The sequence below is a fragment of the Saccharomonospora piscinae genome, assembly GCF_005862235.1.
Classification (GTDB): domain Bacteria; phylum Actinomycetota; class Actinomycetes; order Mycobacteriales; family Pseudonocardiaceae; genus Saccharomonospora; species Saccharomonospora piscinae.
Genome location: NZ_VCEK01000002.1, coordinates 821,794 through 842,776, shown reverse-complemented (window position 1 = coordinate 842,776; position 20,983 = coordinate 821,794). Strand labels below are relative to the sequence as shown.

General features: G+C 73.1%; 21 protein-coding genes. 10 read left to right on the top strand and 11 right to left on the bottom strand.

Annotated elements, in window-relative coordinates:
- Window positions 1–8: 8 nt before the first annotated feature.
- The 7 genes from FFT09_RS09715 to FFT09_RS09685 form a co-directional block, all read right to left on the bottom strand.
- Window positions 9–980 (bottom strand): Ppx/GppA family phosphatase, encoded by a 972-nt coding sequence (locus FFT09_RS09715; protein WP_138382454.1) that lies wholly within the window; start codon window positions 978–980, stop codon window positions 9–11.
- Window positions 981–1,072: 92 nt separating this feature from the next.
- Window positions 1,073–1,762, bottom strand: a complete 690-nt coding sequence (locus tag FFT09_RS09710) for a response regulator transcription factor (RefSeq protein ID WP_024876465.1) — start codon at window positions 1,760–1,762, stop codon at window positions 1,073–1,075.
- Complete coding sequence (locus FFT09_RS09705; protein WP_081193142.1) at window positions 1,759–2,940, bottom strand: sensor histidine kinase; 1,182 nt, start codon at window positions 2,938–2,940, stop codon at window positions 1,759–1,761. The genes FFT09_RS09710 and FFT09_RS09705 overlap by 4 nt, the downstream gene beginning before the upstream one ends.
- A gap of 180 nt (window positions 2,941–3,120) precedes the next feature.
- Window positions 3,121–3,879 carry a phosphoglyceromutase gene (locus FFT09_RS09700; RefSeq protein WP_138382453.1) on the bottom strand — a complete coding sequence of 253 codons (759 nt, stop codon included), beginning with the start codon at window positions 3,877–3,879 and terminating at the stop codon, window positions 3,121–3,123.
- A gap of 430 nt (window positions 3,880–4,309) precedes the next feature.
- Window positions 4,310–4,840 carry a type III secretion system chaperone family protein gene (locus FFT09_RS09695; RefSeq protein WP_024876468.1) on the bottom strand — a complete coding sequence of 177 codons (531 nt, stop codon included), beginning with the start codon at window positions 4,838–4,840 and terminating at the stop codon, window positions 4,310–4,312.
- Window positions 4,837–6,132, bottom strand: coding sequence for a D-inositol-3-phosphate glycosyltransferase (gene mshA, locus FFT09_RS09690; protein WP_081193140.1), 1,296 nt, complete (start codon window positions 6,130–6,132; stop codon window positions 4,837–4,839). The genes FFT09_RS09695 and mshA overlap by 4 nt, the downstream gene beginning before the upstream one ends.
- A gap of 16 nt (window positions 6,133–6,148) precedes the next feature.
- Window positions 6,149–6,979 (bottom strand): alpha/beta fold hydrolase, encoded by an 831-nt coding sequence (locus FFT09_RS09685; RefSeq protein WP_138382452.1) that lies wholly within the window; start codon window positions 6,977–6,979, stop codon window positions 6,149–6,151.
- Between the two features lie 150 nt (window positions 6,980–7,129).
- Between FFT09_RS09685 and FFT09_RS09680 the strand changes: the two genes are divergently transcribed.
- Entirely contained in the window at window positions 7,130–7,861 is a 732-nt protein-coding gene (locus FFT09_RS09680) for an SDR family oxidoreductase (protein WP_138382451.1), read from the top strand.
- A gap of 18 nt (window positions 7,862–7,879) precedes the next feature.
- Here the strand turns inward: FFT09_RS09680 and FFT09_RS09675 are convergent, their stop codons facing one another.
- Complete coding sequence (locus tag FFT09_RS09675) at window positions 7,880–8,944, bottom strand: UDP-N-acetylmuramate dehydrogenase (protein WP_024876472.1); 1,065 nt, start codon at window positions 8,942–8,944, stop codon at window positions 7,880–7,882.
- A 24-nt stretch (window positions 8,945–8,968) separates the two neighbouring features.
- Between FFT09_RS09675 and FFT09_RS09670 the strand changes: the two genes are divergently transcribed.
- The 7 genes from FFT09_RS09670 (at window position 8,969) to purU (ending at window position 14,422) form a co-directional block, all read left to right on the top strand.
- Window positions 8,969–9,463, top strand: coding sequence for a DUF2505 domain-containing protein (locus FFT09_RS09670; RefSeq protein WP_138382449.1), 495 nt, complete (start codon window positions 8,969–8,971; stop codon window positions 9,461–9,463).
- Window positions 9,448–10,257 (top strand): class I SAM-dependent methyltransferase, encoded by an 810-nt coding sequence (locus tag FFT09_RS09665; protein ID WP_138382448.1) that lies wholly within the window; start codon window positions 9,448–9,450, stop codon window positions 10,255–10,257. Before FFT09_RS09670 ends, FFT09_RS09665 begins: the two co-directional genes overlap by 16 nt.
- Window positions 10,258–10,397: 140 nt before the next feature.
- The gene (locus FFT09_RS09660) at window positions 10,398–11,177 is read left to right on the top strand and encodes a GNAT family N-acetyltransferase (protein ID WP_138382447.1); all 780 of its coding nucleotides are present in this window, start codon (window positions 10,398–10,400) and stop codon (window positions 11,175–11,177) included.
- A 219-nt stretch (window positions 11,178–11,396) separates the two neighbouring features.
- Window positions 11,397–12,143: a GNAT family N-acetyltransferase gene (locus FFT09_RS09655; protein WP_138382446.1), complete on the top strand. Its 747-nt coding sequence runs from the start codon at window positions 11,397–11,399 to the stop codon at window positions 12,141–12,143.
- Window positions 12,140–12,910 carry a lysophospholipid acyltransferase family protein gene (locus FFT09_RS09650; RefSeq protein ID WP_138382445.1) on the top strand — a complete coding sequence of 257 codons (771 nt, stop codon included), beginning with the start codon at window positions 12,140–12,142 and terminating at the stop codon, window positions 12,908–12,910. Before FFT09_RS09655 ends, FFT09_RS09650 begins: the two co-directional genes overlap by 4 nt.
- Complete coding sequence (locus FFT09_RS23260) at window positions 12,903–13,724, top strand: DedA family protein (protein WP_244231288.1); 822 nt, start codon at window positions 12,903–12,905, stop codon at window positions 13,722–13,724. Before FFT09_RS09650 ends, FFT09_RS23260 begins: the two co-directional genes overlap by 8 nt.
- On the top strand, window positions 13,616–14,422 hold the full coding sequence (gene purU / locus FFT09_RS09640; protein WP_244231318.1) for a formyltetrahydrofolate deformylase: 807 nt from the start codon (window positions 13,616–13,618) through the stop codon (window positions 14,420–14,422). The genes FFT09_RS23260 and purU overlap by 109 nt, the downstream gene beginning before the upstream one ends.
- On the opposite strand, the gene FFT09_RS09635 is transcribed toward purU, so the two are convergent.
- The 3 genes from FFT09_RS09635 to FFT09_RS09625 are packed head-to-tail and all read right to left on the bottom strand — an operon-like array spanning window position 14,375 to window position 17,414.
- Window positions 14,375–15,256 (bottom strand): ABC transporter ATP-binding protein, encoded by an 882-nt coding sequence (locus tag FFT09_RS09635; RefSeq protein WP_138382444.1) that lies wholly within the window; start codon window positions 15,254–15,256, stop codon window positions 14,375–14,377. The genes purU and FFT09_RS09635 overlap by 48 nt on opposite strands.
- Entirely contained in the window at window positions 15,253–16,323 is a 1,071-nt protein-coding gene (locus tag FFT09_RS09630) for a FecCD family ABC transporter permease (RefSeq protein ID WP_138382443.1), read from the bottom strand. Before FFT09_RS09630 ends, FFT09_RS09635 begins: the two co-directional genes overlap by 4 nt.
- An 11-nt stretch (window positions 16,324–16,334) precedes the next feature.
- Window positions 16,335–17,414: a FecCD family ABC transporter permease gene (locus FFT09_RS09625; RefSeq protein WP_081193119.1), complete on the bottom strand. Its 1,080-nt coding sequence runs from the start codon at window positions 17,412–17,414 to the stop codon at window positions 16,335–16,337.
- A gap of 58 nt (window positions 17,415–17,472) precedes the next feature.
- On the opposite strand from FFT09_RS09625, the gene FFT09_RS09620 reads away from it, so the two are divergent.
- Entirely contained in the window at window positions 17,473–19,140 is a 1,668-nt protein-coding gene (locus tag FFT09_RS09620) for an ABC transporter ATP-binding protein (protein ID WP_244231287.1), read from the top strand.
- Complete coding sequence (locus tag FFT09_RS09615) at window positions 19,137–20,936, top strand: ABC transporter ATP-binding protein (RefSeq protein ID WP_138382442.1); 1,800 nt, start codon at window positions 19,137–19,139, stop codon at window positions 20,934–20,936. The genes FFT09_RS09620 and FFT09_RS09615 overlap by 4 nt, the downstream gene beginning before the upstream one ends.
- Window positions 20,937–20,983: the final 47 nt, after the last annotated feature.

Sequence of the window (20,983 nt, the reverse complement as noted above, 5' to 3'; positions counted from 1 at the left end):
CCCTGGCATCATCCGTCGCGCCTCCGGCCGGTCAACAGTGCGGTCTGGTCCGTGCCGTCGGAGTGGTCCAACCGTTGCAGAATGACACCCTCCCGAAGCGCCCAGGGGCAGATTTCCAGGGATTCGAGCGACAGGGCCCGCATCGTGCTCTCCGCCACAAGGGCTCCCGCGACGAGCTGGTGGGCTCTGCTGGTGCTCACGCCCTCCAGTTGCGCCAGGTCATCGGACGACATCCGCGAGATGAACGAGATCAGTTGCCGCAGCCCCGCGTGGGTGAGCACCCGGCTCACCCTCGGACCCGCCGACGACGGTGCCGCTCCAGTCAACCGGGCCAGCGACCGGAACGTCTTCGACGTCGCCACCACCCGGTCCGGCGTCCCCAGCGCCGCCACGTGGTCGGCCAGCTCGCCCAGCTGATCGCCCAGCCAGACCGTGGTCGACACCACCTCCAAGCGCGTCGGTGGATCGTGGTCGAAGCGGGTGCGGGTCAGCCGCCCCGCTCCGAGCGGCAGCGACTCGGCCAGGTCGGGTTCCTCGTCGACACCCATCGCGACCTCCAGCGAGCCGCCGCCGATGTCCAGCACCAGCAGCCTGCCCGCCGACCACCCGAACCAGCGCCGCACGGCGAGGAACGTGAGGCGGGCCTCCTGCTCGCCGGTGAGCACGCGCAGCTCGATCCCCGTTTCCTCCGCCACCCTGGCCAGGACTTCGCCCGCGTTGACGGCATCCCGGATCGCCGAGGTCGCGAAGGCCATGATCTCCTCGCACCCGAGCCGCCGGGCAGCGTCGCGGGCCTCGGCGACCGCGAGGACCAGTTCGTCGGCCGCCTTCTTGTCCAGCTCGTCACCGGCGTCGATCCGCTCGACGAGCCGCATGACCGTCTTCTCGGAATGCATGGGCGTCGGGTGCGCACCACGATGGGCGTCCACCACGAGCAGGTGAACGGTGTTGGAGCCGACGTCGAGTACCCCTAGGCGCACAAAATCCTACGGTACCGCCCTGGTGCGTGATCCCGCTGTGACATGAGACGGGAACCGCTCGGCGGTCGTCGTTCTGCGCCGAGCGACGACCGTCATCCCTCGAACTTATAACCCAGCCCACGGACGGTGACGAGGTGCCGTGGCGCGCCCGGATCGGGCTCGATCTTGGACCGCAACCGCTTGACGTGCACGTCGAGCGTCTTGGTGTCGCCCACGTAGTCCGCACCCCACACCCGGTCGATGAGCTGGTTGCGCGTGAGCACTCGGCCGACGTTACGAAGCAGGTACTCCAGAAGGTCGAACTCCTTGAGCGGTAGCGACACGTCCTCGCCACCCACCGTGACGACGTGCCGCTCGACGTCCATCCGCACCGGGCCGCCGCTGAGCACGGGCTGCTCCTGCTGGGCCTCGCCCGTGGGCTCCACCCCGCGCCGCAGCACGGCGCGCACCCTCGCGATGAGTTCCCGCGCCGAGTACGGCTTCGTCACGTAGTCGTCGGCCCCGAGTTCCAGCCCGACGACCTTGTCGATCTCGCTGTCCCTGGCCGTCACCATGATCACCGGCACGGCGGAGCGCTGCCGCAACTGCTTGCACACGTCGGTGCCGCTCATACCCGGCAGCATGAGGTCGAGCAGGACGATGTCGGCGCCGTTGCGGTCGAACTCCTCGATGGCCTGCCTGCCGTCGGTCGCGACAGCGGCCGAGAACCCCTCCTTCCGCAGCAGGAAGGCGAGCGGGTCGGCGAACGACTCCTCGTCCTCGACGATCAGCACCCTCGTCACGACGTTCCTCCTCCTGTGCTGTCCTGCGCGGTCGCAGGCACGACGTGCTCGTCACGCTGGCCGGGCGGCCGCGCGCCCTGGTGGGCGGGAATCCGCAGCGTGAAGGTGGAGCCGACGCCGGGGCTGCTCCACAGGCGCACCTCGCCGCCGTGGTTGGCGGCGACGTGCTTGACGATGGCCAGTCCGAGCCCGGTACCGCCCGTGGCCCGGGAGCGGGCCTTGTCGGCGCGGTAGAAGCGCTCGAACACCCGTTGCTGGTCGGCCTCCGCGATGCCGATGCCCCGATCGGTCACCGCGACCTCGACATGCCCGTCCACCAGTTTGCGGCTGATCGACACGGGGCTGCCCCGCTGGGAGTAGGCGAGCGCGTTGTCCAGCAGGTTCGACAGCGCGGTGACCAGCAGCGTCCGGTCGCCCTCGACGGTCAGATCCACCGCGCTGTCGGTGGTGATGTCGATGTCGGCGGCCTCGGCGGCGAGCCGGGTACGGCCGAGTGCCTCGGCGACGACCGTGTCGACGTCCACCACGGTGAGATCCGGCGGCTTCTCGGCGCCCTGGAGCCGGGACAACGCGATCAGCTCGGTCACGAGCTTGCCGAGCCGGGTGGACTCGCCGAGGATCTTCTCCCCGAACCGGCGTACCTCGTCGGCGTCGTCGGCCGCGTCGAGCACCGCCTCCGCCAGCAGAGCGATGGCGCCGACCGGGGTCTTCAGCTCGTGGCTGACGTTGGCGACGAAGTCGCGCCGGGTCGCCTCCAGCCGCACGGCCTCGGAGTGGTCCACCGCCTCGATGACGGTGAAGCCGTCGCCGAGGGGGCGCACCTCGCCCAGCACCGCGGCGGGGCCCCTGCCCCGTACCGCGAGAGGCGAGAGGTCGATCTCCGAGGGCTCGTCGCCGTCGGCGGCTCGCTCGGCCGCCTTGCGTGCCCTGGCGTCGGCCTGGTTGAGCCGCACGAGCCCCAGTGCCTCGGCCCTGCGGTTGTACAACACGAGGTCGCCGAAGCGGTTGAGCACCAGCACGCCGTTGTTGGACGAGCGGACGATGCGGTCGAGCAACTCGGCCGCCGTCGGGCCCTGCCCAGCGGCCCGGGGACGGCGGGCCCTGGCGAGAGCCAAACCGACCAGCAGGCCGATCGCCGCTGCGGCGAGGGCCAGCGCGAACGTAGCGGGCGCCGTCACGGGAGCATCGTAGGCACGAAAGTGGCCTCCGGTCCTAGTCCCGGAAGCCCTCCCGTGACGGTCCTGACACCTGCCCGGCACGAGTTCGCCGCCGGGTCACCACTCGTTCACCCGGCGGACGAACGCCGCTCGGCCCGTGCTCACGTGGCGGGTGCCGCGGCACCACCCGCGCCGACGCCGTCAGCGGCCCTGGCTCGCCACCGCCGCGGCGGCCTTGGCGGCCTCGTCCGGGTCCAGGTAGGTGCCGCCCGGGTTGGTGGGCCGGAGGTCGCCGTCGCTGTCGGCCAGGTCGTAGCGCAGCGGGATGCCGGTCGGGATGTTGAGCCCCGCGATGTCGGCGTCCGAGATCCCGTCGAGGTGCTTCACGAGCGCGCGCAGCGAGTTGCCGTGGGCGGCGACCAGCACGGTGCGTCCCGCCCGCAGGTCGGGCACGATGCTCGACTCCCAGTACGGCAGCAGCCTGGCCACGACGTCCTTGAGGCACTCGGTGGCGGGGAGTTCGGCCCTGAGGCCGGCGTAGCGCGGGTCGGCGTCCTGGCCGTACTCGGCGCCCGGTTCGATCGGCGGGGGCGGCGTGTCGTAGGAGCGCCGCCACAGCATGAACTGCTCCTCGCCGAACTCCGCGAGCGTCTGCTTCTTGTCCTTGCCCTGGAGCGCGCCGTAGTGGCGCTCGTTGAGGCGCCAGTCGCGGCGCACGTCGATCCAGTGCCGGTCGGCGACGTCCAGCGCGAGGTTGGCGGTGGAGATCGCGCGGCGCAGCAGCGAGGTGTGGACGACATCGGGGAGCAGGCCCGCGTCGACGAGGAGTTCGCCGCCGCGTCGCGCCTCCTGCTCGCCCAGCTCGGACAGCGGGACGTCGACCCAGCCCGTGAAGAGGTTCTCGGCGTTCCACGTGCTCTGCCCGTGCCGCAGCAGCACCAGTGTTCCCAGTTCGGCCATGCCCCCAGCCTGCCATGCGACCGTTCGGGTGGCCGGTCGCCTGGGCAGGCACCGGCAGCGATCTACTGACTGTGGCGTAACCGAGAGCTGATCTTCACTCGATCCCTGGGCGTGCCGCCAACAACGTGTCCTTTCCGTGAAGAGGGTCGCGATGCGTTAACGATAGGGGCGAATTTCACCCTATTGGGGTAGTGCGTAGTCTTGTGATTACAGTCCCGAGTCTGACAAGTTGGCTACAACCCGCTCGGTCGGTCACCACGCACTCCCCGGCCGAATGCGGGCGCAGGCGCAGCTCGTCTCCCCCCTGCCGAGCTGCGACCCGCCGGCCCCGTTGGCATCCCCCTCGCCACCGGGTCCATGCGGCGGGAACGTCAGCGGGGCGGCTCGAGTTCGCGACTCCCCCCTCCCTCGAGCCGCCCCGCGACACCCGCTACTCCGAGGTCAGCGAACCCGGGGTGTGATCGGCAGGGCCACCATCGGGGCGCACCAGGTGCTCGAACGCCCGCAGGTTGGCCAGTGACTCCCCGCGCGAGACCCGCCAGTCCCACTCCCGCCGGATCGACGTGGCGAAACCCAGTTCCAGCAGCGTGTTGAAGTCACCGTCGGCGGCTTCCAGCACCTGCCCCAGCACGGTGTCCAGCTCGGACTCCGTCACCGTCGCCAGCCCCAGCCGTCCGACGAGGTAGATGTCGCCGACCTCGTCGATCGTGTAGTGGACGCCGTAGAGCTTGGCGTTGCGCCGCAGCAGGAACCGGTAGACGGCCTCGTGTGCCTCGTCCGGTCGGCGGCACACGAACGCCTCCACCGACAGGCTGTGCTCGCGGGCGATCAGCCAGCAGTTGGTCTGGAGCTTCTTCGCGCCCGGGAGTGTGACGAAGTAGACACCCTCCCGCCGCCGGTCGTAGTCCAGCTCCGCCGCGTCCAACGTCGCGGCGATCACCGCGTCGACGTCGGTGCTCACACCGCCACCTCCAGTCCCACACCCGGAAAGGCCCTCGTCGCCTCCGCGTACGTCTCCAGCAGCGCGTCCGTGGTGCGTGCCCACGAGAAGCGCCGCGCGTGCTCCACGGCACCACGGGCCAGGGCCTCCCGCACACCGGGGCGCAGTGCGACGCGAGCCAGCGCGTCGGCCCAGTCGTCGGCGGCGTGGGTGGGAACCAGCAGGCCGGAGCGCTCGTGGTCCACGGCCACGGGCAGCCCGCCCACACCGGCCGCGACCACGGGCGTGCCGCAGGCCTGGGCCTCAAGCGCGACCAGCCCGAAGGACTCGTTGTGGCTGGGTACCGCGACCACGTCGGCCGCGCGGTAGACGCCGACGAGGTCGTCACCGCCCTGCGGCGGCAGGAAGCGGGTGACGTCGGACACGCCTAGGCGCTCGGCCAGTTCCCGTAGCGACGACGGCTGTTCGAGCCCCGTACCGGACGGACCGCCCGCGATGAGCACCACGAGCCGCCTCCGCAGCGCGGGCTCGCGCTCCAGCAGCCGGGCGGCGGCGTGCAACAGGACGTCGGGCGCCTTCAACGGCTGGATGCGGCCCGCGAACGCCAGCACCACCGCGTCACCGGGCAGCCCGAGGGCGGCCCGCGCCCGCGCTCGCGAACCCGGCCGGAACCGCGCGAGATCCACTCCGGGTGACACCGTGCGCACCGCGCGGGGAGCGGCCCCGTAGAGCCGCACGAGCTGGTCGGCCTCCACCTCCGTGTTGACCACGAGCCGGTCGGCCTCGGCCACGACCTGCTCCTCGCCGATCACCCGCGTGCGCGGTTCCGGGGTGTCGCCGTCGGCGAGCGCGGCGTTCTTCACCTTGGCCAGCGTGTGCGCGGTGTGGACCAGCGGCACACCCCAGCGTTCGCGCGCGAGCCAGCCGACCTGTCCCGACAGCCAGTAGTGCGAGTGGACGAGGTCGTAGTAGCCCGGTTCCTGGAACGCCTCCGTGCGCAGCACGCCCGACGTGAACGCACACAGCTGCGAGGGCAGCTCGCCGCGTTGCAGCGGCTCGAACGGGCCCGCCGGGATGTGGCGGACCGTCACCCCCGGCGCGAGTTCGACCACCGGTGGCTGGTCGGAGGACGTGGCGCGGGTGAACACCTCGACGGCCACGCCGCGGCGGGCCATCTCGACGGCGGTCTGGGAGACGTAGACGTTCATCCCACCCGCGTCGTTGGTTCCCGGCTGTTCCAGCGGGGAGGTGTGTACGGACAGCACGGCGATCCGGCGCGGCCGTGTGGCCGCCCGGTACCAGGAGATCGTCACCCCATCACCTTTCTGCTCACCCGGTGGCCTGTCCGGCGAACCGCCCGAGGGCGGTGCCGAACTCCCGGGCGGACTCGACGAACGGCACGTGGCCTACCCCTGGCAACCAACGCGCGAGGGCCCCCGGAATCTTCCCGGCCGCGTATTCGCCCGCCGTGACGTCGACAACGGCGTCGTCGGTGCCGTGGACGACGAGCGTGGGCACGTCGAGGGCCGCGAGCACGTCGGCGCTGTCGACATCGCGCCGGAACAGGGCCGCGCGCACGCTGGGCGGCACGCTGAGACTCGCGCCAAGCAGGCCCTGGGCCACCGCACCGGGTACGGGCTTCGCGGTCATGCCCTTGGCCAGCGTGGTGAGCGCGGGCAGGGCCACGTCGAGGTCGTCGGACAGCGCGCCGGGCAGCGCCCGCGCCATCGCGGGCCCGACCCGGCCGCCGGGGCGGCCCCGACCGATCTCGGTGATGGCGCCCACGAACGCGAGGCCAGCCAGGCCGTGAGTGCCGTGGGTGCGCAGGTAGTCGGTGATGACCAGACCGCCGTAGGACCAGCCCACCAGCACGGCGCCGGGGCCGGCCAGGTCGAGCACGGCGGCCAGGTCGGCAGCCCACACGGCGGGGTCGTCGAATCCGCCGCGCACGCCGTCGGGAATCCGGGAGGTGCCGTGCCCGCGCAGATCCACGGCGATGAGGCGGAAGTGCTCGCACAACGCGGGATCGTCGAACTGGGCCTGCCACGCCCGCGCGGACTGCGCCCAGCCGTGGACGAACACCAGGGCGGGCGCGTCCTCCCTGCCGCCGAGGCGAACTCCGAGCCGGACCCCCGACGCACCGACGACCTCGACCCTCATCCGCTCGTCCCTCTCGTTTCGGCCCCGGGTGGTTGCGGCGAAGGCCACCTTGACCGCGTGAGACGCAGCGAGGGTGGCCTTCGCGGCACCTCGCACAGGCGCGCGGCCTGCCGCTGAGCACGCCCACATTACCTGGCAGCATCGAGGGCCATGAGCACCCGAACGGCAGTCATCACAGGAGCGAGCGCCGGGATCGGCGCGGCGAGCGCGCGGGCCCTCGCGGCGGCGGGATTCCACGTCGTCCTGGGAGCGCGGCGCGAGGATCGGCTGCGCCCGCTCGCCGAGGAGCTGTCCGGCACCGCCCAGCCGCTCGACGTCACCGACGCCGAGTCGGTGGCGGCGTTCGCGGCGCGGGTGGCCGAATGCCACGTCCTCGTCAACAACGCGGGCGGGGCGCTGGGCCTCGACCGCGTGGAGCGCGCCGACGAGGAGCACTGGCGGTGGATGTGGGAGACCAACGTGCTGGGCACACTGCGCGTCACCAAGGCGCTGCTGCCCGCACTGCTGGCCTCCGGCGACGGGCACGTCATCACCGTGACCTCCATCGCGGGCCACGAGGTGTACGACGGTGGCGCGGGCTACACCTCCGCCAAACACGCCCAGTCCGCGCTGCACCGCACGCTGCGGTCCGAGCACCTGGGCGATCCGCTACGGCTCACCGAGGTGATCCCCGGGATGGTCGAGACCGAGTTCTCGGTGAACCGGTTCGAGGGCGACACCGAGCGCGCTGCCGCGGTGTACCGGGGCCTCACGCCGCTGAGCGCCGAGGACGTGGCGGACGTGGTCGCCTTCGCCGCGACCCGGCCCCCGCACGTCAACCTGGACCAGATCGTGGTCAAGCCGAGGGCGCAGTACAACGGCAGCCGCGTCCACCGGGAGTGATCCCGGCGCGCATCGCCACTACAGCACGCAGTTCACCAGCAGGGGCTCCGGCCGCAGTTCGACGCCGAAACGCTCGCGCACGCCGTCCCGTACCTCCCCGGCGAGCGCGAGCAGGTCGGCGGTCGTGGCCGCGCCCCGGTTGGTGAGCGCGAGCGTGTGCTTGGTGGACAGCGCCACCCGGCCTCCCGGCCCGGGATGCCCCTTGCCGAAGCCCGCGCGCTCGATGAGCCACGCGGCCGAGAGCTTCACGCCGCCGTCCGCGGGGTAGCGGGGCACGGCCGTGTCGGCGCCCACGACGTCGGCGATCGTGGCGAGGACCCGGTCGGCGTCGGCGTCGGCGACGACCGGGTTGGTGAAGAACGAGCCCGCGCTCCACGTGTCGTGGTCGTCGGGGTCGAGCACCATGCCCTTGCCACGCCGCAGCTCCAGCACCGCCCGCCGCGCGTCGGCGGCGGGGACCCTGGCTCCGATGTCGACACCGAGCGTGCGGGCCAGCTCGGCGTAGCGGATGGGAGCCGAGAGCCCGTCGTCGGTCAGGCGGAACCGCGCCGACAGCACCACGCCGCCGTCGGTGCCCTTGAGCACGCTCGTGCGGTAGGCGAAGCCGAGCTCGCCCGCCGGGACGACCCGCACCTCGCGGCGGCGACGGTCGTACAGCTCGATCGATTCCAGGACCTGACTGATCTCACACCCGTACGCGCCGACGTTCTGGATGGGCGTCGCGCCGGCGGAGCCGGGGATGCCCGACAGGCACTCCACCCCGCCGAGTCCCGCCGCCACCGTGGCCGCCACGTAGGCGTCCCAGTCCTGCCCCGCCGCGACCGTGCGGCACCCGTCGCCCGTCCCGGTGGTGGCGACGCGCACGACGGTCCCGTCGAAACCGTCGTCACCGACCACGAGGTTCGACCCACCGGCGACGAGCAGCACGGGCTCGCCCGCGTCGTCGAGGTCGCGCACGGTCGCCACCAGCTCGTCGGTGGTCCTCGCCACGACGTAGCGCCGCGCCGGGCCACCGAGCCGCAGGGTGGTGTGCTCGCGCAGAGGCTCGCCGGACGTCCGGCCGACCGTTTCGACAGTGCTCACGACGTCAAACGGTACTGTCCCGGCATGGCCACCCGTATCGAGCATCGCGCCACGTTCGCGCACAGCCTCGACGACGTGTTCACCGCACAGACCGACGAGCGGGCCCTGCGCGCGCGGCTGGACCGGGTCGGAGGCGAGCGCGCCGAGCTGCGCGACCACGAGGTCACGGACCGGGGTGTCCGGTACACACTGGTGCAGGGCATCGCGGCCGACAAACTCCCGTCGATCGTGCGGAGCCTGCGCTCCGGCGACATCACGGTGGTCCGTACCCACGTCTGGACCCGGTCGGGCGATCGCTGCACCGGCAGGGTGACCGCCGACGTCGCCGACCTTCCCGGCCGGATCACCGCCGACACCGACCTGCGACCGGAGGGCGACGGGTGCGCCGAGACCACGCGCGGCGAGGTCGTCGTGCGGGTGCCGCTCGTCGGAGGCAAGATCGAGAAGTTCGTCGCCGAGCAGGTCACGGACCTGCTCGAAGCCGAGACGCGCGCCGCCCGGCAGTGGCTCGCGCAGTGATCCCGGTCGGCTCGCCGACCCGGGGCACCACCAACCCCAACCGGCTGCGCAGGATCGACCGCTGGCTGGTGTCCGAACCATTGGTGCGGCGCGCGCTGCGGGCGGCGGACGACCCGCTCGTGGTCGATCTCGGCTACGGCGCCTCACCGGTGACGACCGTGGAGCTGGCGCGCAGGCTGGCGCCCGTGCGACCCGGCGTCCGGGTGCTGGGCCTGGAACTCGACGCCGACCGGGTGGCGGCGGGCCGCGCGGTCGCGGAGCCACCGCGGCTGGACTTTCGCCGGGGCGGATTCGAACTCGCGGGAACACGGCCGGTGCTCGTGCGGGCGTTCAACGTGCTGCGCCAGTACGACGAGGCGGACGTGGCCCCGTCGTGGGCGGCGATGCTGTCCGGGCTCGCGCCGGGCGGCGTGCTCGTCGAGGGCACCTGCGACGAGATCGGCAGGCTCTGCGCGTGGGTCACGCTCACGGCGGCGGGCCCGCGCACGCTCACGCTCTCGTGCCGCACCGCCACGCTCGACCGGCCCTCCGCGCTGGCCGCCCGGCTGCCGAAGGCGCTCATTCACCGCAACGTCGACGGCGAACCGGTCCACGCGCTGCTGTCCGCGCTGGACGCGTGCTGGGACACGGCCGCGCCCTACGCGGTGTTCGGTCCGCGAGCGCGGTGGACGGAGGCCGTCCGGTTGCTGGCCGCCCGGGGTTGGCCGGTGCTGGGCGGGCGCCGCCGCTGGCGGCTCGGGGAGCTGACGGTGCCCTGGCACACGGTGATCGGGGATTCCCACCGATCGTGTTAGGGGTCGCCGGTAAGGGTCGGCCCCGCACGCCCTGAGTTCCCCCGGATATGCGGCATCAGCCCTTCTCAACGGGCTGTGACCCGCGCGAATCTCGATCCGACACCCGCGGTGGCACCGCTGATCGAGACGGGGGAACACTCATGGCACACACCACGGCACCCGCCCGGACCTACACCACCTCCATCGCGCACACCCCCGAACAGGTCGAGGCCGCGAGGCGGCTGCGGCATCGCGTGTTCGCGGGCGAACTGGGCGCCCGCCTGCCCGCGACGGCCGAGCCCGGACTCGACGCCGACCCCTTCGACCGCCACTGCGACCACCTGCTCGCCACCGACGACTCCACCGGCGAGGTGGTCGGTACCTATCGCCTGCTGCCGCCCGGGCGCACCGCCGAGCTGTACTCGGCGACGGAGTTCGACCTCTCCCCGCTCGCACCCCTGCGCAGGTCGCTCATCGAGATGGGCCGCTCGTGCGTCCACCCCGACCACCGCGACGGCGGGGTGATCACGGCGATGTGGTCGGCGCTCGCGCGCTACGCGCTGCTGTCCGGCCACCGCTACCTCGCGGGCAGCGCGTCGGTGCCGCTGGCCGACGGCGGGTACGCGGCGGAACAGACCTGGCGGCTCGTGCGCGAGCGGAACCTCTCGCCGCGCCGGTGGCGCGTGCGTCCCCACCTGCCGTGGCCGGTGAGCGAAGCCCCCGAGAACGGCCGAGCCTGCCGAGCCATCGGGTCCGGCGCGGCACCCGACCGCAGGGCCGTGCCGCCGTTGCTCCGGGGATACCTGCGCCTCGGCGCGTGGGTGTGCGGGCCGCCCGCCCACGACCCGGAGTTCGGAGTGGCCGACTTCTTCGTGCTGTTGCCCTTCGACCGGATCGACAACCACTACCTGCGGCATTTCCTGTGCGGGGCGAGCCGGTGAGCCCGTACCAGGCCGGCGACTCGGCGAGCTGACGGTGCCCTGGCACGTGGCTTCCGGCTGGCCCCACCCCGGGAGTAGGGGCAGCGGGTAAGGGGCGGCCATGCGCTCCCTGAGTTCCCCCGGAGATGCGCCGTCAGCCCTTCTCGGGCGGGCGTGACCCGCGCGAATCTCGATCCGCCACCCGCCGTGGCACCACTGATCAAGACGGGACACACACTCATGGCACGCACCACGGCACCTACCCGCACCTACACCACGTCCATCGCCCACACCACCGAGCAGATCGAGGCCGCCGGGCGGTTGCGCCACCGCGTGTTCGCCGACGAACTCGGCGCACAACTGTCCTCGGCCGAGCCGGGAATCGACGTCGACGCCTTCGACCGGCACTGCCGGCACCTCCTCGCCACCGACGACACCACCGGCGAGGTGGTCGGCACCTACAGGATGCTGCCCGGCGGCGGTGACGCGCTGTACTCGGCGGCGGAGTTCGACGTCACCGAGCTCGACCCGCTGCGAGATTCGCTGCTGGAGGTGGGGCGCTCGTGCGTCGATCCCGCCCACCGCGGCGGCGCGGTGATCACGGCGATGTGGGCGGCGGTGGTCCGCTACGCGCTGCTGTCCGGGCACCGTTACCTCGCGGGCTGCGCGTCGGTCCCCCTGGCCGACGGCGGGTATGCGGCCGAGCAGACCTGGCAGCACGTGCGCGACGGGCACCTCGCGCCGGAAGGGTCGCGGGTACGTCCCTACCGGCCGTGGCCGGTGACCGGCATGGCCGGGTCCGGCGCGGTCGCCGACCACAGGGCCGTGCCGCCGTTACTCCGGGGATACCTGCGCCTCGGCGCGTGGGTGTGCGGGCCGCCCGCCCACGACCCGGAGTTCGGAGTGGCGGACTTTCTCGTGCTGTTGCCCTTTGACCGGTTCGACGACCGCTACCTGCGTCGCTTCCTGGGCGAGGAGGGCCGGTGAACCCGTACCGGGCGTTCTCGCCCTGCACACCGGACTGCGCGCGGCACGCCGAGGCTCCGGTGTCGCCCGGCACGGCGGCGCGCCGGGCCGCCGAGTTGGCAGCGGCGCTGGCCAGGGGCGGTCCGCTGCCACAGCGGGCGCGCTCCGCCCTCGCCGCGCTCGGCGTGGCCCTCGACGTGCGGGCCGAGGCGGGTGGGCGGGCGACGCTGAGCGTGCCCGGAAGCGTCGGAACGCTGGTCGTGGCGAATCACCAGTCGTGGCTCGACGTCGTGGGGCTCACCGCGGTCGAGGGTGTGGGATTCCTCGCCAAGCGCGAGATCGCGCGCTGGCCGTGGGTGTCCTCGGTCGCGCGGCGGCACGGCACCGTGTTCGTCGACCGGTGGGCGCTGCGCACGCTGCCCGATGCCGTGGCGGCACTGCGCGAGCGGCTGCGCTCCGGGCACAGCGTGGTGGTCTTTCCCGAGGCCACCACCCACTGTGCCGCGCCGGGCGGGCGGTTCCGCCACGCGGCGTTCCAGGCCGCGCTGGACGCCGGAGCACCCGTGCGGCCCGTGTCGCTGTCCTACCACCAGCGCGGGCGGCCGAGCAGGATCGCCGCCTTCGTCGGTGACGACACGCTGGCGCACTCGCTCGGCAGAGTGCTGCGGGCACGCGAGCTGACACTCCGGCTCACCAGCCACCCCGCGCTCGCCCCCGACGGCGACCGCGCACGGCTGGCCCGGCAGGCCCGCGAGGCCGTGCTGGGCAGGGAGCCCGCGCGTGCTTGAGTGGCTCGACCTCCTCGTGGCCACAATGCGGGGCCTGCTCGACTCACCGTGGTTGTGGCTGGTGGTGTTCGTCGTCGCGGGCCTCGACGCGCTGCTGCCGTTCATGCCGAGCGAGGGCGCGGTGGTGACCGTGGCCGTGCTGCTGGGGCCCGACCCGGCGGGACTCGCGCTGCTGGTGCTCGTCGCGGCGGGAGGCGCGCTGGCCGGCGACGTCGGCGGGCACGGGCTGGGCAGGCTCGCGGGGTCGCGCACCCTCGACCGCGTGCTGCGCGGCGAGCGCAGCAGACGAAGCTACGAGTGGGCGAAGACCACGGTGCATCGGCACGGCACCGCACTGGTCGTCGCGGGGCGCTACGTCCCCGGCGGGCGGGTGGCCGTCGGGCTCGCCACGGGAAGCCTGCGGTTCCCGCTGCGCCGCTTCGTGGCGTTCGACGCGCTCGGCACGACGATCTGGGCAATCTACGCCGTCGCCCTGGGCTACCTCGGCGGCGCCGGGTTCTCCGACGACCCCGCCCTGGGGCTGCTCGTCTCCCTCGGCGCGGGCATCGCGGCGCTCGGGGTGGCCGAGCTCGTGCGCCGGGTGCTGGCCCGCCGTCGCGCCCCGGCGGGCCCCACCGGGCCGACCGCCACGGTGACCAGCGATAATGGTGAGCCGTGCACGAACGTCAGTACGTCATCACCTTCGGCTGCCCCGACCGCAGGGGGATCGTCTCCCGCATCTCCTCCTTCCTCGCCGAGATCGGTGGGTGGATCGTCGAGGCCGCCTACCACACCGACCCGGACACGGGATGGTTCTTCACCCGCCAGGCGGTGAGGGCGGATTCGGTGCCCTTCGACGTCGACGAGCTGCGGGCCCGGTTCGCGGGCGTCGCCCGGTCGCTGGGCTCGGAGACCGACTGGGACGTGGCCGACACCGGCGAGCGACCCCGCGTGGTGATCCTCGTGTCGAAGGAGGGGCACTGCCTCTACGACCTGCTGGGCCGGGTCGCCTCGGGTGAGCTGGACGCCGACGTCCGCGCCGTGATCGGCAACCACGACGTGCTCGCGGACATCACCAGGGCCCACGGCATCCCGTTCCACCACGTGCCGTTCACCGGGGACGGCACCGCCGCCTTCGCCGAGATCGCCAAGCTGGTGGACGAACACGACCCGCACGCGGTGGTGCTGGCCCGGTTCATGCGCATCCTGCCGCCGGAGCTGTGCGCGGCGTGGGCGGGCAGGGCCGTCAACATCCACCACAGCTTCCTGCCGTCGTTCGTGGGTGCCCGTCCGTACCACCAGGCGTACACGCGGGGGGTGAAGCTGGTGGGCGCGACCTGCCACTACGTCACCGCCGACCTGGACGCGGGGCCGATCATCGAGCAGGACGTCATCCGCGTCGATCACCGCGACGCGGTGTCCGACATGGTCCGCAAGGGCCGCGACATCGAGAAGGTCACACTCGCCCGCGGCCTGCGCTGGCACCTAGAGAACCGCGTGCTCGTGCACGGCGACCGCACCGTCGTCTTCTGACTTCCCGCGCCGCCGCGCGGCCGGGACGACCATCGGCGTGCCCGTCTCGGGATCGGCCACGATGCGGCAGCGCAGCCCGAACACGTCGGCGATCAGCTCCGCCGTGACGATCTCGCCGGGATCGCCCTGCGCCGCGATCCGGCCGCCGGGAGCGAGCACCACCAGGTTCGTGGCGTAGCGGCACGCCTGGTTGAGGTCGTGCAGCACGGCGACCAGGGTGTGCCCCTCGTCGGCGTTGAGATCGGCGCACAGCTCCATGACCTCGATCTGGTGTGCGATGTCGAGGAACGTGGTCGGTTCGTCGAGCAACAGGATCGGGGTCTGCTGCGCCAGCACCATCGCCAGCCAGACACGCTGGCGCTGGCCCCCGGAGAGTTCGTCGACCAGGCGCGGTGACAGGTCCTCCACCCCGGTGCGGCGCATGGCCTCCACCACCACGGCCTCGTCCTGCGACGACCACTGCCGCAGCAGCTTCTGGTGTGGATACCGGCCGCGGGCCACCAGGTCGCCGACGGTGATCCCACCGGGGGCCAGCGAACTCTGTGGCAACAGCCCGAGCCGCCGCGCCACCTCGCGCGAGCGGTAGTGCGTGATCGCCTTCCCGTCCAGGTACACCGCCCCCGCGCTCGGTTTCAGCATCCTCGCGAGTGCCTTGAGCAGCGTCGACTTGCCGCAGGCGTTCGGGCCGATGATCACGGTGAACGACCCGTCGGGCACGTCGACACCGAGGTCGCGCGCCACCACGCTGTCGTCGTAGCCGAGCGTCAGCCCCTCGGCGCGCAGCCTGCCGCCCTCGCCACCGTGGCGGTCGTCCGCCGGAGTCGCACCCCTCACGCGTACCTAGCCTTCCCGCGCCACTCGGACGCCAACAACCACATGAGGTACAGCCCACCGAGGCAGCCCGTGGCGGTACCCACGGGAAGCTGTGCGGTGGGGAACAGTCGTTGCATCGCGAGGTCTCCCACGAGCAGCAACAGCCCGCCCATCAGGGCCGAGGTGACCAACCCGGGCGACGGCGAGCGGGTCAGCCGCCGCGCGAGCTGCGGCGCCGCCAGCGCGACGAACCAGATCGGCCCCGCCGCGGCCGTGGCGAACCCCGCCAGCAGCACGCTCACCACGATGAGGATCGCCCTGCTGCGCTGAACCCCGACCCCGAGTGCGGCGGCGGAGTCGTCGCCCAGTTCGAGCATCGACAACGCCCGCGACCGGCTCATCGCCAGCGGGAGCAACACCGCCAGCGCCAGCCCGGCCGCGGCCACGTGCTCCCAGCCCCGGCTGTTCACGCTGCCGACCAGCCACGCCTGCGCGCTGACCGCGTCGTAGATGTCCGCCCTGGTGATGAGGTAGGAGTTCACCGCGAGCGCGAGGGCGTTGATTCCGACACCGACGAGCACGAACCGGTACCCCTGCACGCCACGCCGGTACGACACGGCGTAGATCAGCACCGAGGCCACGATGCCGCCGGCCAGCGCGCCCGCCGCGACCTGCGTCATGCTGCCGCCGACCACGATGATCACCAGCAGTGCCCCGGTCGACGCGCCGTTGGTGAAGCCGATGAAGTCCGGGCTGCCCAGCGGGTTGCGGGTGAGGCTTTGCAGGATGGCTCCGCTGACGGCCAGCGCGGCACCGACGAACAGCGCGGTGAGCAGCCGGGGCAGGCGCAGCGTCAGGACGATGAACTCCGCGCCGCCGTCGCCCTGGCCCGTCATCGCGGCCAGCACCTCCGCCACCGACAGCGGGTACTCGCCGGTGGTGAGTGTGATCGCCGCCGTCACCAGCGACGCCAGCGCCAGCAGCGCACCCACCAGCAGCGCCCGCGAGTCCAGCCGCAGCGCGACGCGCTCGCCGCGCGTCCGCAGCACCCGGCCGGTCACCGGCCGGGCGGGGACCGACTCGGTCATGGTCTCGCTCCTCACAGGCTCGCCAGCCTCCGCCGACGGCAGAGCGCGCAGAACACGGGCACGCCGATCACCGCCGTGACGATGCCGACCTGCACCTCACCGGGCGCGGCGATCACCCTGCCGAGCACGTCCGCGCCCACGAGCAGCAACGGGGCCAGCACCAGCGAGTACGGCAGCACCCAGCGCTGGTCGGGGCCGACCAGCAGCCGTGCCGCGTGGGGAACGGCCAGCCCGACGAACGCCACCGGCCCGATCGCCGCGGTGGCGCCACCGCACAGCAACGTCACGGCCACCGCCCCGAACACCCGGGTGCGGGCCGGATGCGCACCCAGCGAGGCGCCCAGCTCGTCCCCCATCGACAGCGCGTTGAGCGGGCGCATCAGCAGCAGGGCCACCACCGTGCCCACGACGAGAAACGGCAAGACGGGCACGAGCACGTCGTAGTAGCGGCCCGCGAGCGAGCCGACGTTCCAGAACCGGTAGGCGTCGTAGGCATCCGGGTCGGACAGCAGCACGGCCGTGTTGAACGCGAAGACCACGGCTGTCAGTGCCGCGCCCGCGAGCACGAGCCGCTCCGGTGAGGCGGCCCCGCGCCCCGTGGCGCCGAGGACGTAGACCAGCAACGAGGCCATCGCCGCCCCCGCCAGCGCGAACCACACGTACCCCACGACCGACGAGATCCCGAGGAACGCGACCGCCACCACCATGCCGGTGGAGGCCCCCATGTTGACGCCGAGCAACCCGGGCTCGGCCAGCGGGTTGCGCGTCAGCGCCTGCATCAGCGCACCGGCGAGGCCGAGCGCGGCCCCGCAGGCGATTCCCAGCAACGTCCGGGGAATGCGGTAGTCGTGGATGATGACGGCGGCGTCGCTGGCGTCGGGCGCGAAGAGCACGGTCCAGGTCTCCGAGAACGGGATACCCTTGGCTCCGAACCACACGCTGAGCAGGGCCACGAATCCGAGTGCGGTCGCGGCCACCAGCAGCCCCAGTGCCCGCGCCAGGTGTGCCGACCGCCGTGCGGTACGGCTCCGGCCCGGCCGGGATTCCGGTTCGGACCCCGCGTCGGGCTCGGCGGTGGCGGCAACGGACATAAGGTGAGGCTAACCGAACCAGTGACGAGCGGTCCAGACTAGGTTAGCCTCGCCTTCTGTGTTGGACAGCGCGCTACGCCGGGCGATCCACGGCCAGGGCAGGCGGCTGTCGTCCGCCTCGGTACTGGCCTCGCTGCACCAGGGCTGCGAGGCCGCCGTGCCCGTTCTCGTGGGTGTCGTCATCGACGAAGCCGTGAGCACCGGGTCTCAGACCGCGCTCGCCGTCCTGCTCGCCGCGCTCGCCGCCGTGTTCACCGCACTGTCACTCAGCTACCGCTTCGCCGCCCGCATCGCCGAGCGGGCCGCCGAACACGCCGCACACGAGTTGCGGGTGGCGATCACCAACCGCGTCGTCGATCCCTGTGGCGGCGCCGAGACCGGCCGCCTGCCGGGGGCACTGGTGAGCATCGCCACCACCGACGCCAGGAAGGTCGGCACGCTGAACGGGGCACTGCCGTTCGGCATCGCCGCACTCGCGGGAATCGCCGTCAGCGCGGTCGCCCTGCTGCGGATCTCCGTGCCACTGGGGCTGCTCGTCCTGCTGGGCACTCCACCGCTGCTGTGGCTGTCGCACCTCGTCGGCCGCCCGCTGGAACGCCGCAGCGGCGCCGAGGCCGAACGCGCCGCACACGCCTCGGGCGTGGCCGCCGACCTCGTGGCGGGACTGCGCGTGCTCAAGGGCATCGGAGCCGAGGCCGCCGCCGTCGCCCGGTACCGGCGTACCAGCCGCGACGCGCTCGCGGCGACCCTGCGCGCGGCCAGGGCACACGCGGGTCACGACGGCGCCATCCTGGCACTGACGGGAGTGTTCATCGCGGTCGTGGCGCTGGTGGGAGCGCACCTCGCGGCGGCGGGCTCCCTCACGGTCGGCGGACTCGTCGCGGCCGTCGGGCTCGCGCAGTACCTGCTCGGGCCGTTCCAGATCATCGCCTGGGTCGGTGGCCAGCTCGCGCGGGCGAGAGCCTCCGCCCGCCGCATCGACGCCGTGCTGTCGGCGCGGCCCGCCGTCGTCGGCGGCACCCGGCAGCTCCCACCCGGCACACCGGCCGAGCTGGGTCTGCGGGGCCTGACCCACGGGACGCTGCGCGGCCTCGACCTCAGGGTCGCACCCGGCACCCTGCTCGGCGTCGTCACCGCGGAACAGGCCGTGGCCGACGACCTCGTCCGCTGCCTCGGCGGGGAGGCCGAACCGGAGGGCGGGGCCGTCACGGTCGGCGGGGTGCCCGTGACCGAGTTCGACCCCGGACTCCTGCGGCGGTGCGTCCTCACGGCCGCCCACGACGCCGACCTGTTCGAAGGCACTGTGACGGACAACGTGGGCGGCGATCCCGCGACCGTCCACACCGCACTGACCGCCTCGGCGGCCGACGAGGTCGTGGCGGCGCTGCCCGACGGCGCGCACACCAGAGTGGCGGAACGCGGACGCTCGCTGTCGGGCGGCCAGCGGCAGCGCGTGGCGCTCGCCCGCGCCCTCGCCCGGGACAGTCCGGTGCTGGTGCTGCACGACCCCACCACCGCCGTCGACGCCGTCACCGAGGCACGCATCGCCACCGCACTGCGCGACGCCCGAGCGGGCAGAACGACCGTGCTGGTGACGACGAGCCCCGCCCTGCTCGCCGTCACCGACCGCGTCGTGTACCTGCGGGACGGCAGGGTCCACGCCGACGGCACCCACGCCGCGCTCCTCGCCGGCGACCCGGCCTACCGGGCGGCGGTGCTGTCATGAGCGAAAGGGACAGCGGGACCCCGGGCGAGGCGCAGCCCACGCAGCCCACGCAGCCGACCACACTGCCCACCGCGTCCGGCAGGCGTACCGCCGCCGCCGTGGCGGAGCTGCTGCGCCCCCGGCGCGGGCTGGCCGCCGCGGCGTTCGCCGTACTGGTCGTGGCCACCGCCGTCGGGTTGCTCACCGCGCCGCTGCTGGGCCACCTCGTCGATCTGGTCGTCACCGGCAGCACCGCGTTCACCGTCCCCGTACTGGCACTGGTCGGGGTCGGCCTCACCCACGCGGCGATGACCGCCTGGGGCCTGGCCCTGGTCTCGCGGCTCGGGGAGAACATGCTCGCCGACGCGAGGGAACGGTTCGTCGCGAAGGCACTCGCCCTGCCACTCGCCCAGCTCGAACGCGCGGGCTCCGGCGACCTCACCTCCCGGGTCACCAACGACGTGACCATGATCGCCAGATCGGTGCGGGAGGCGCTGCCGGAGCTGGGCCGCTCGGCGCTCACCATCGTGCTCACCTTCGGCGGACTCGCCCTGCTCGACTGGCGGTTCCTCCTCGCGGCCCTGCTGGCCGCACCCATCCAGCTGCTCGTCGCGCGCTGGTATCTGCGCCGGTCCGGACCGGTGTACGCGCGGCAACGCCGAGCCGACGGCGCCATGCAGCACCAGCTGCTCGACACCGTCGGCGGTGCCCGCACCGTGCGCGCGTTCCGGCTGGCCGACGACCACGTCCGGCGCGTCCGGCAGCGCTCCGGCGAGGTCGTCACCGTCACGCTCACCGCCACCCGGCTGGTCACCCGCTTCTTCTCGCGGCTCAACGGCGCCGAGTTCGTGGGGCTCGCCGCCGTGCTCGTGACCGGGTTCGTTCTCGTCGCCGACGGCGGCACGACACTGGGCACGGCCACGGCGGCCGCACTGTACTTCCAGAACCTGTTCAACCCGATCAACGCGACGCTGGCGCTGATGGACGACGCACAGTCGGCGGCGGCGGGCATGGCCCGGCTCGTCGGCGTCGCCGACCTGCCCGACGCGCCCCGCCCCACCCGCCCGCATCCCGCCGTGGACGCCACGGTGAAGCTCGCCGACGTCGGGCACGCCTACCTCCCCGAGCATCCCGTGCTCTCCGATGTGGACCTGGAGATCCGGTCGGGTGAGCGCGTGGCGCTCGTGGGCGCCAGCGGGGCCGGCAAGACCACGCTCGCCGGCCTCGTCGCGGGCATCCACGTCCCCGCGCGCGGCTCGATCGTGGTGGGCGGCGTCGACCTCCGCGAGCTGGCGCCCGCCGAGTTGCGCCGCACCGTCGCCCTCGTCAGCCAGGAGGTCCACGTCTTCGCGGGACCGCTGGCCGACGACCTGCGACTGGCCCGTCCCGACGCGAGCGACGACGACCTGCTGGCCGCACTCGAGTCCGTCGACGCACTCGGCTGGGTCCGCGCCCTGCCGGACGGCCTGGCGACCGTGGTCGGCGAGGGCGGGCACCGGCTCACCGTCACGCAGGCCCAGCAGCTCGCCCTCGCCAGGCTGGTGCTGGCAGACCCGGCCGTCGCCATCCTGGACGAGGCCACCGCCGACGCGGGCAGCGCCGGCGCGCGCACCCTCGAACAGGCCGCGCAGCGCGCCCTCGACGGACGCACCGCGATCGTGGTGGCCCACCGGCTCACCCAGGCACAGACCGCCGACCGGGTCGTGGTCCTCGCCGAGGGCAGGGTGGTCGAGACCGGCACCCACGCCGACCTCGTGGCCCAGGGCGGCCGTTACGCGGAACTCTGGCGAACCTGGTACTCACCCCATCCCGACTGACACCGTGTCCGCAGCCCACGTAGCCGTGTCCGCAGGCTGCGATGACG

Coding starts and splice junctions, on each gene's coding strand:
- FFT09_RS09700 (WP_138382453.1), bottom strand. CDS start 3,879: ATGGCCGAACTGGGAACACTGGTGCTGCTGCGGCACGGGCAGAGCACG.
- FFT09_RS09685 (WP_138382452.1), bottom strand. CDS start 6,979: ATGAGGGTCGAGGTCGTCGGTGCGTCGGGGGTCCGGCTCGGAGTTCGC.
- FFT09_RS09680 (WP_138382451.1), top strand. CDS start 7,130: ATGAGCACCCGAACGGCAGTCATCACAGGAGCGAGCGCCGGGATCGGC.
- FFT09_RS09670 (WP_138382449.1), top strand. CDS start 8,969: ATGGCCACCCGTATCGAGCATCGCGCCACGTTCGCGCACAGCCTCGAC.
- FFT09_RS09660 (WP_138382447.1), top strand. CDS start 10,398: ATGGCACACACCACGGCACCCGCCCGGACCTACACCACCTCCATCGCG.
- FFT09_RS09655 (WP_138382446.1), top strand. CDS start 11,397: ATGGCACGCACCACGGCACCTACCCGCACCTACACCACGTCCATCGCC.
- FFT09_RS09630 (WP_138382443.1), bottom strand. CDS start 16,323: ATGACCGAGTCGGTCCCCGCCCGGCCGGTGACCGGCCGGGTGCTGCGG.
- FFT09_RS09625 (WP_081193119.1), bottom strand. CDS start 17,414: ATGTCCGTTGCCGCCACCGCCGAGCCCGACGCGGGGTCCGAACCGGAA.
- FFT09_RS09615 (WP_138382442.1), top strand. CDS start 19,137: ATGAGCGAAAGGGACAGCGGGACCCCGGGCGAGGCGCAGCCCACGCAG.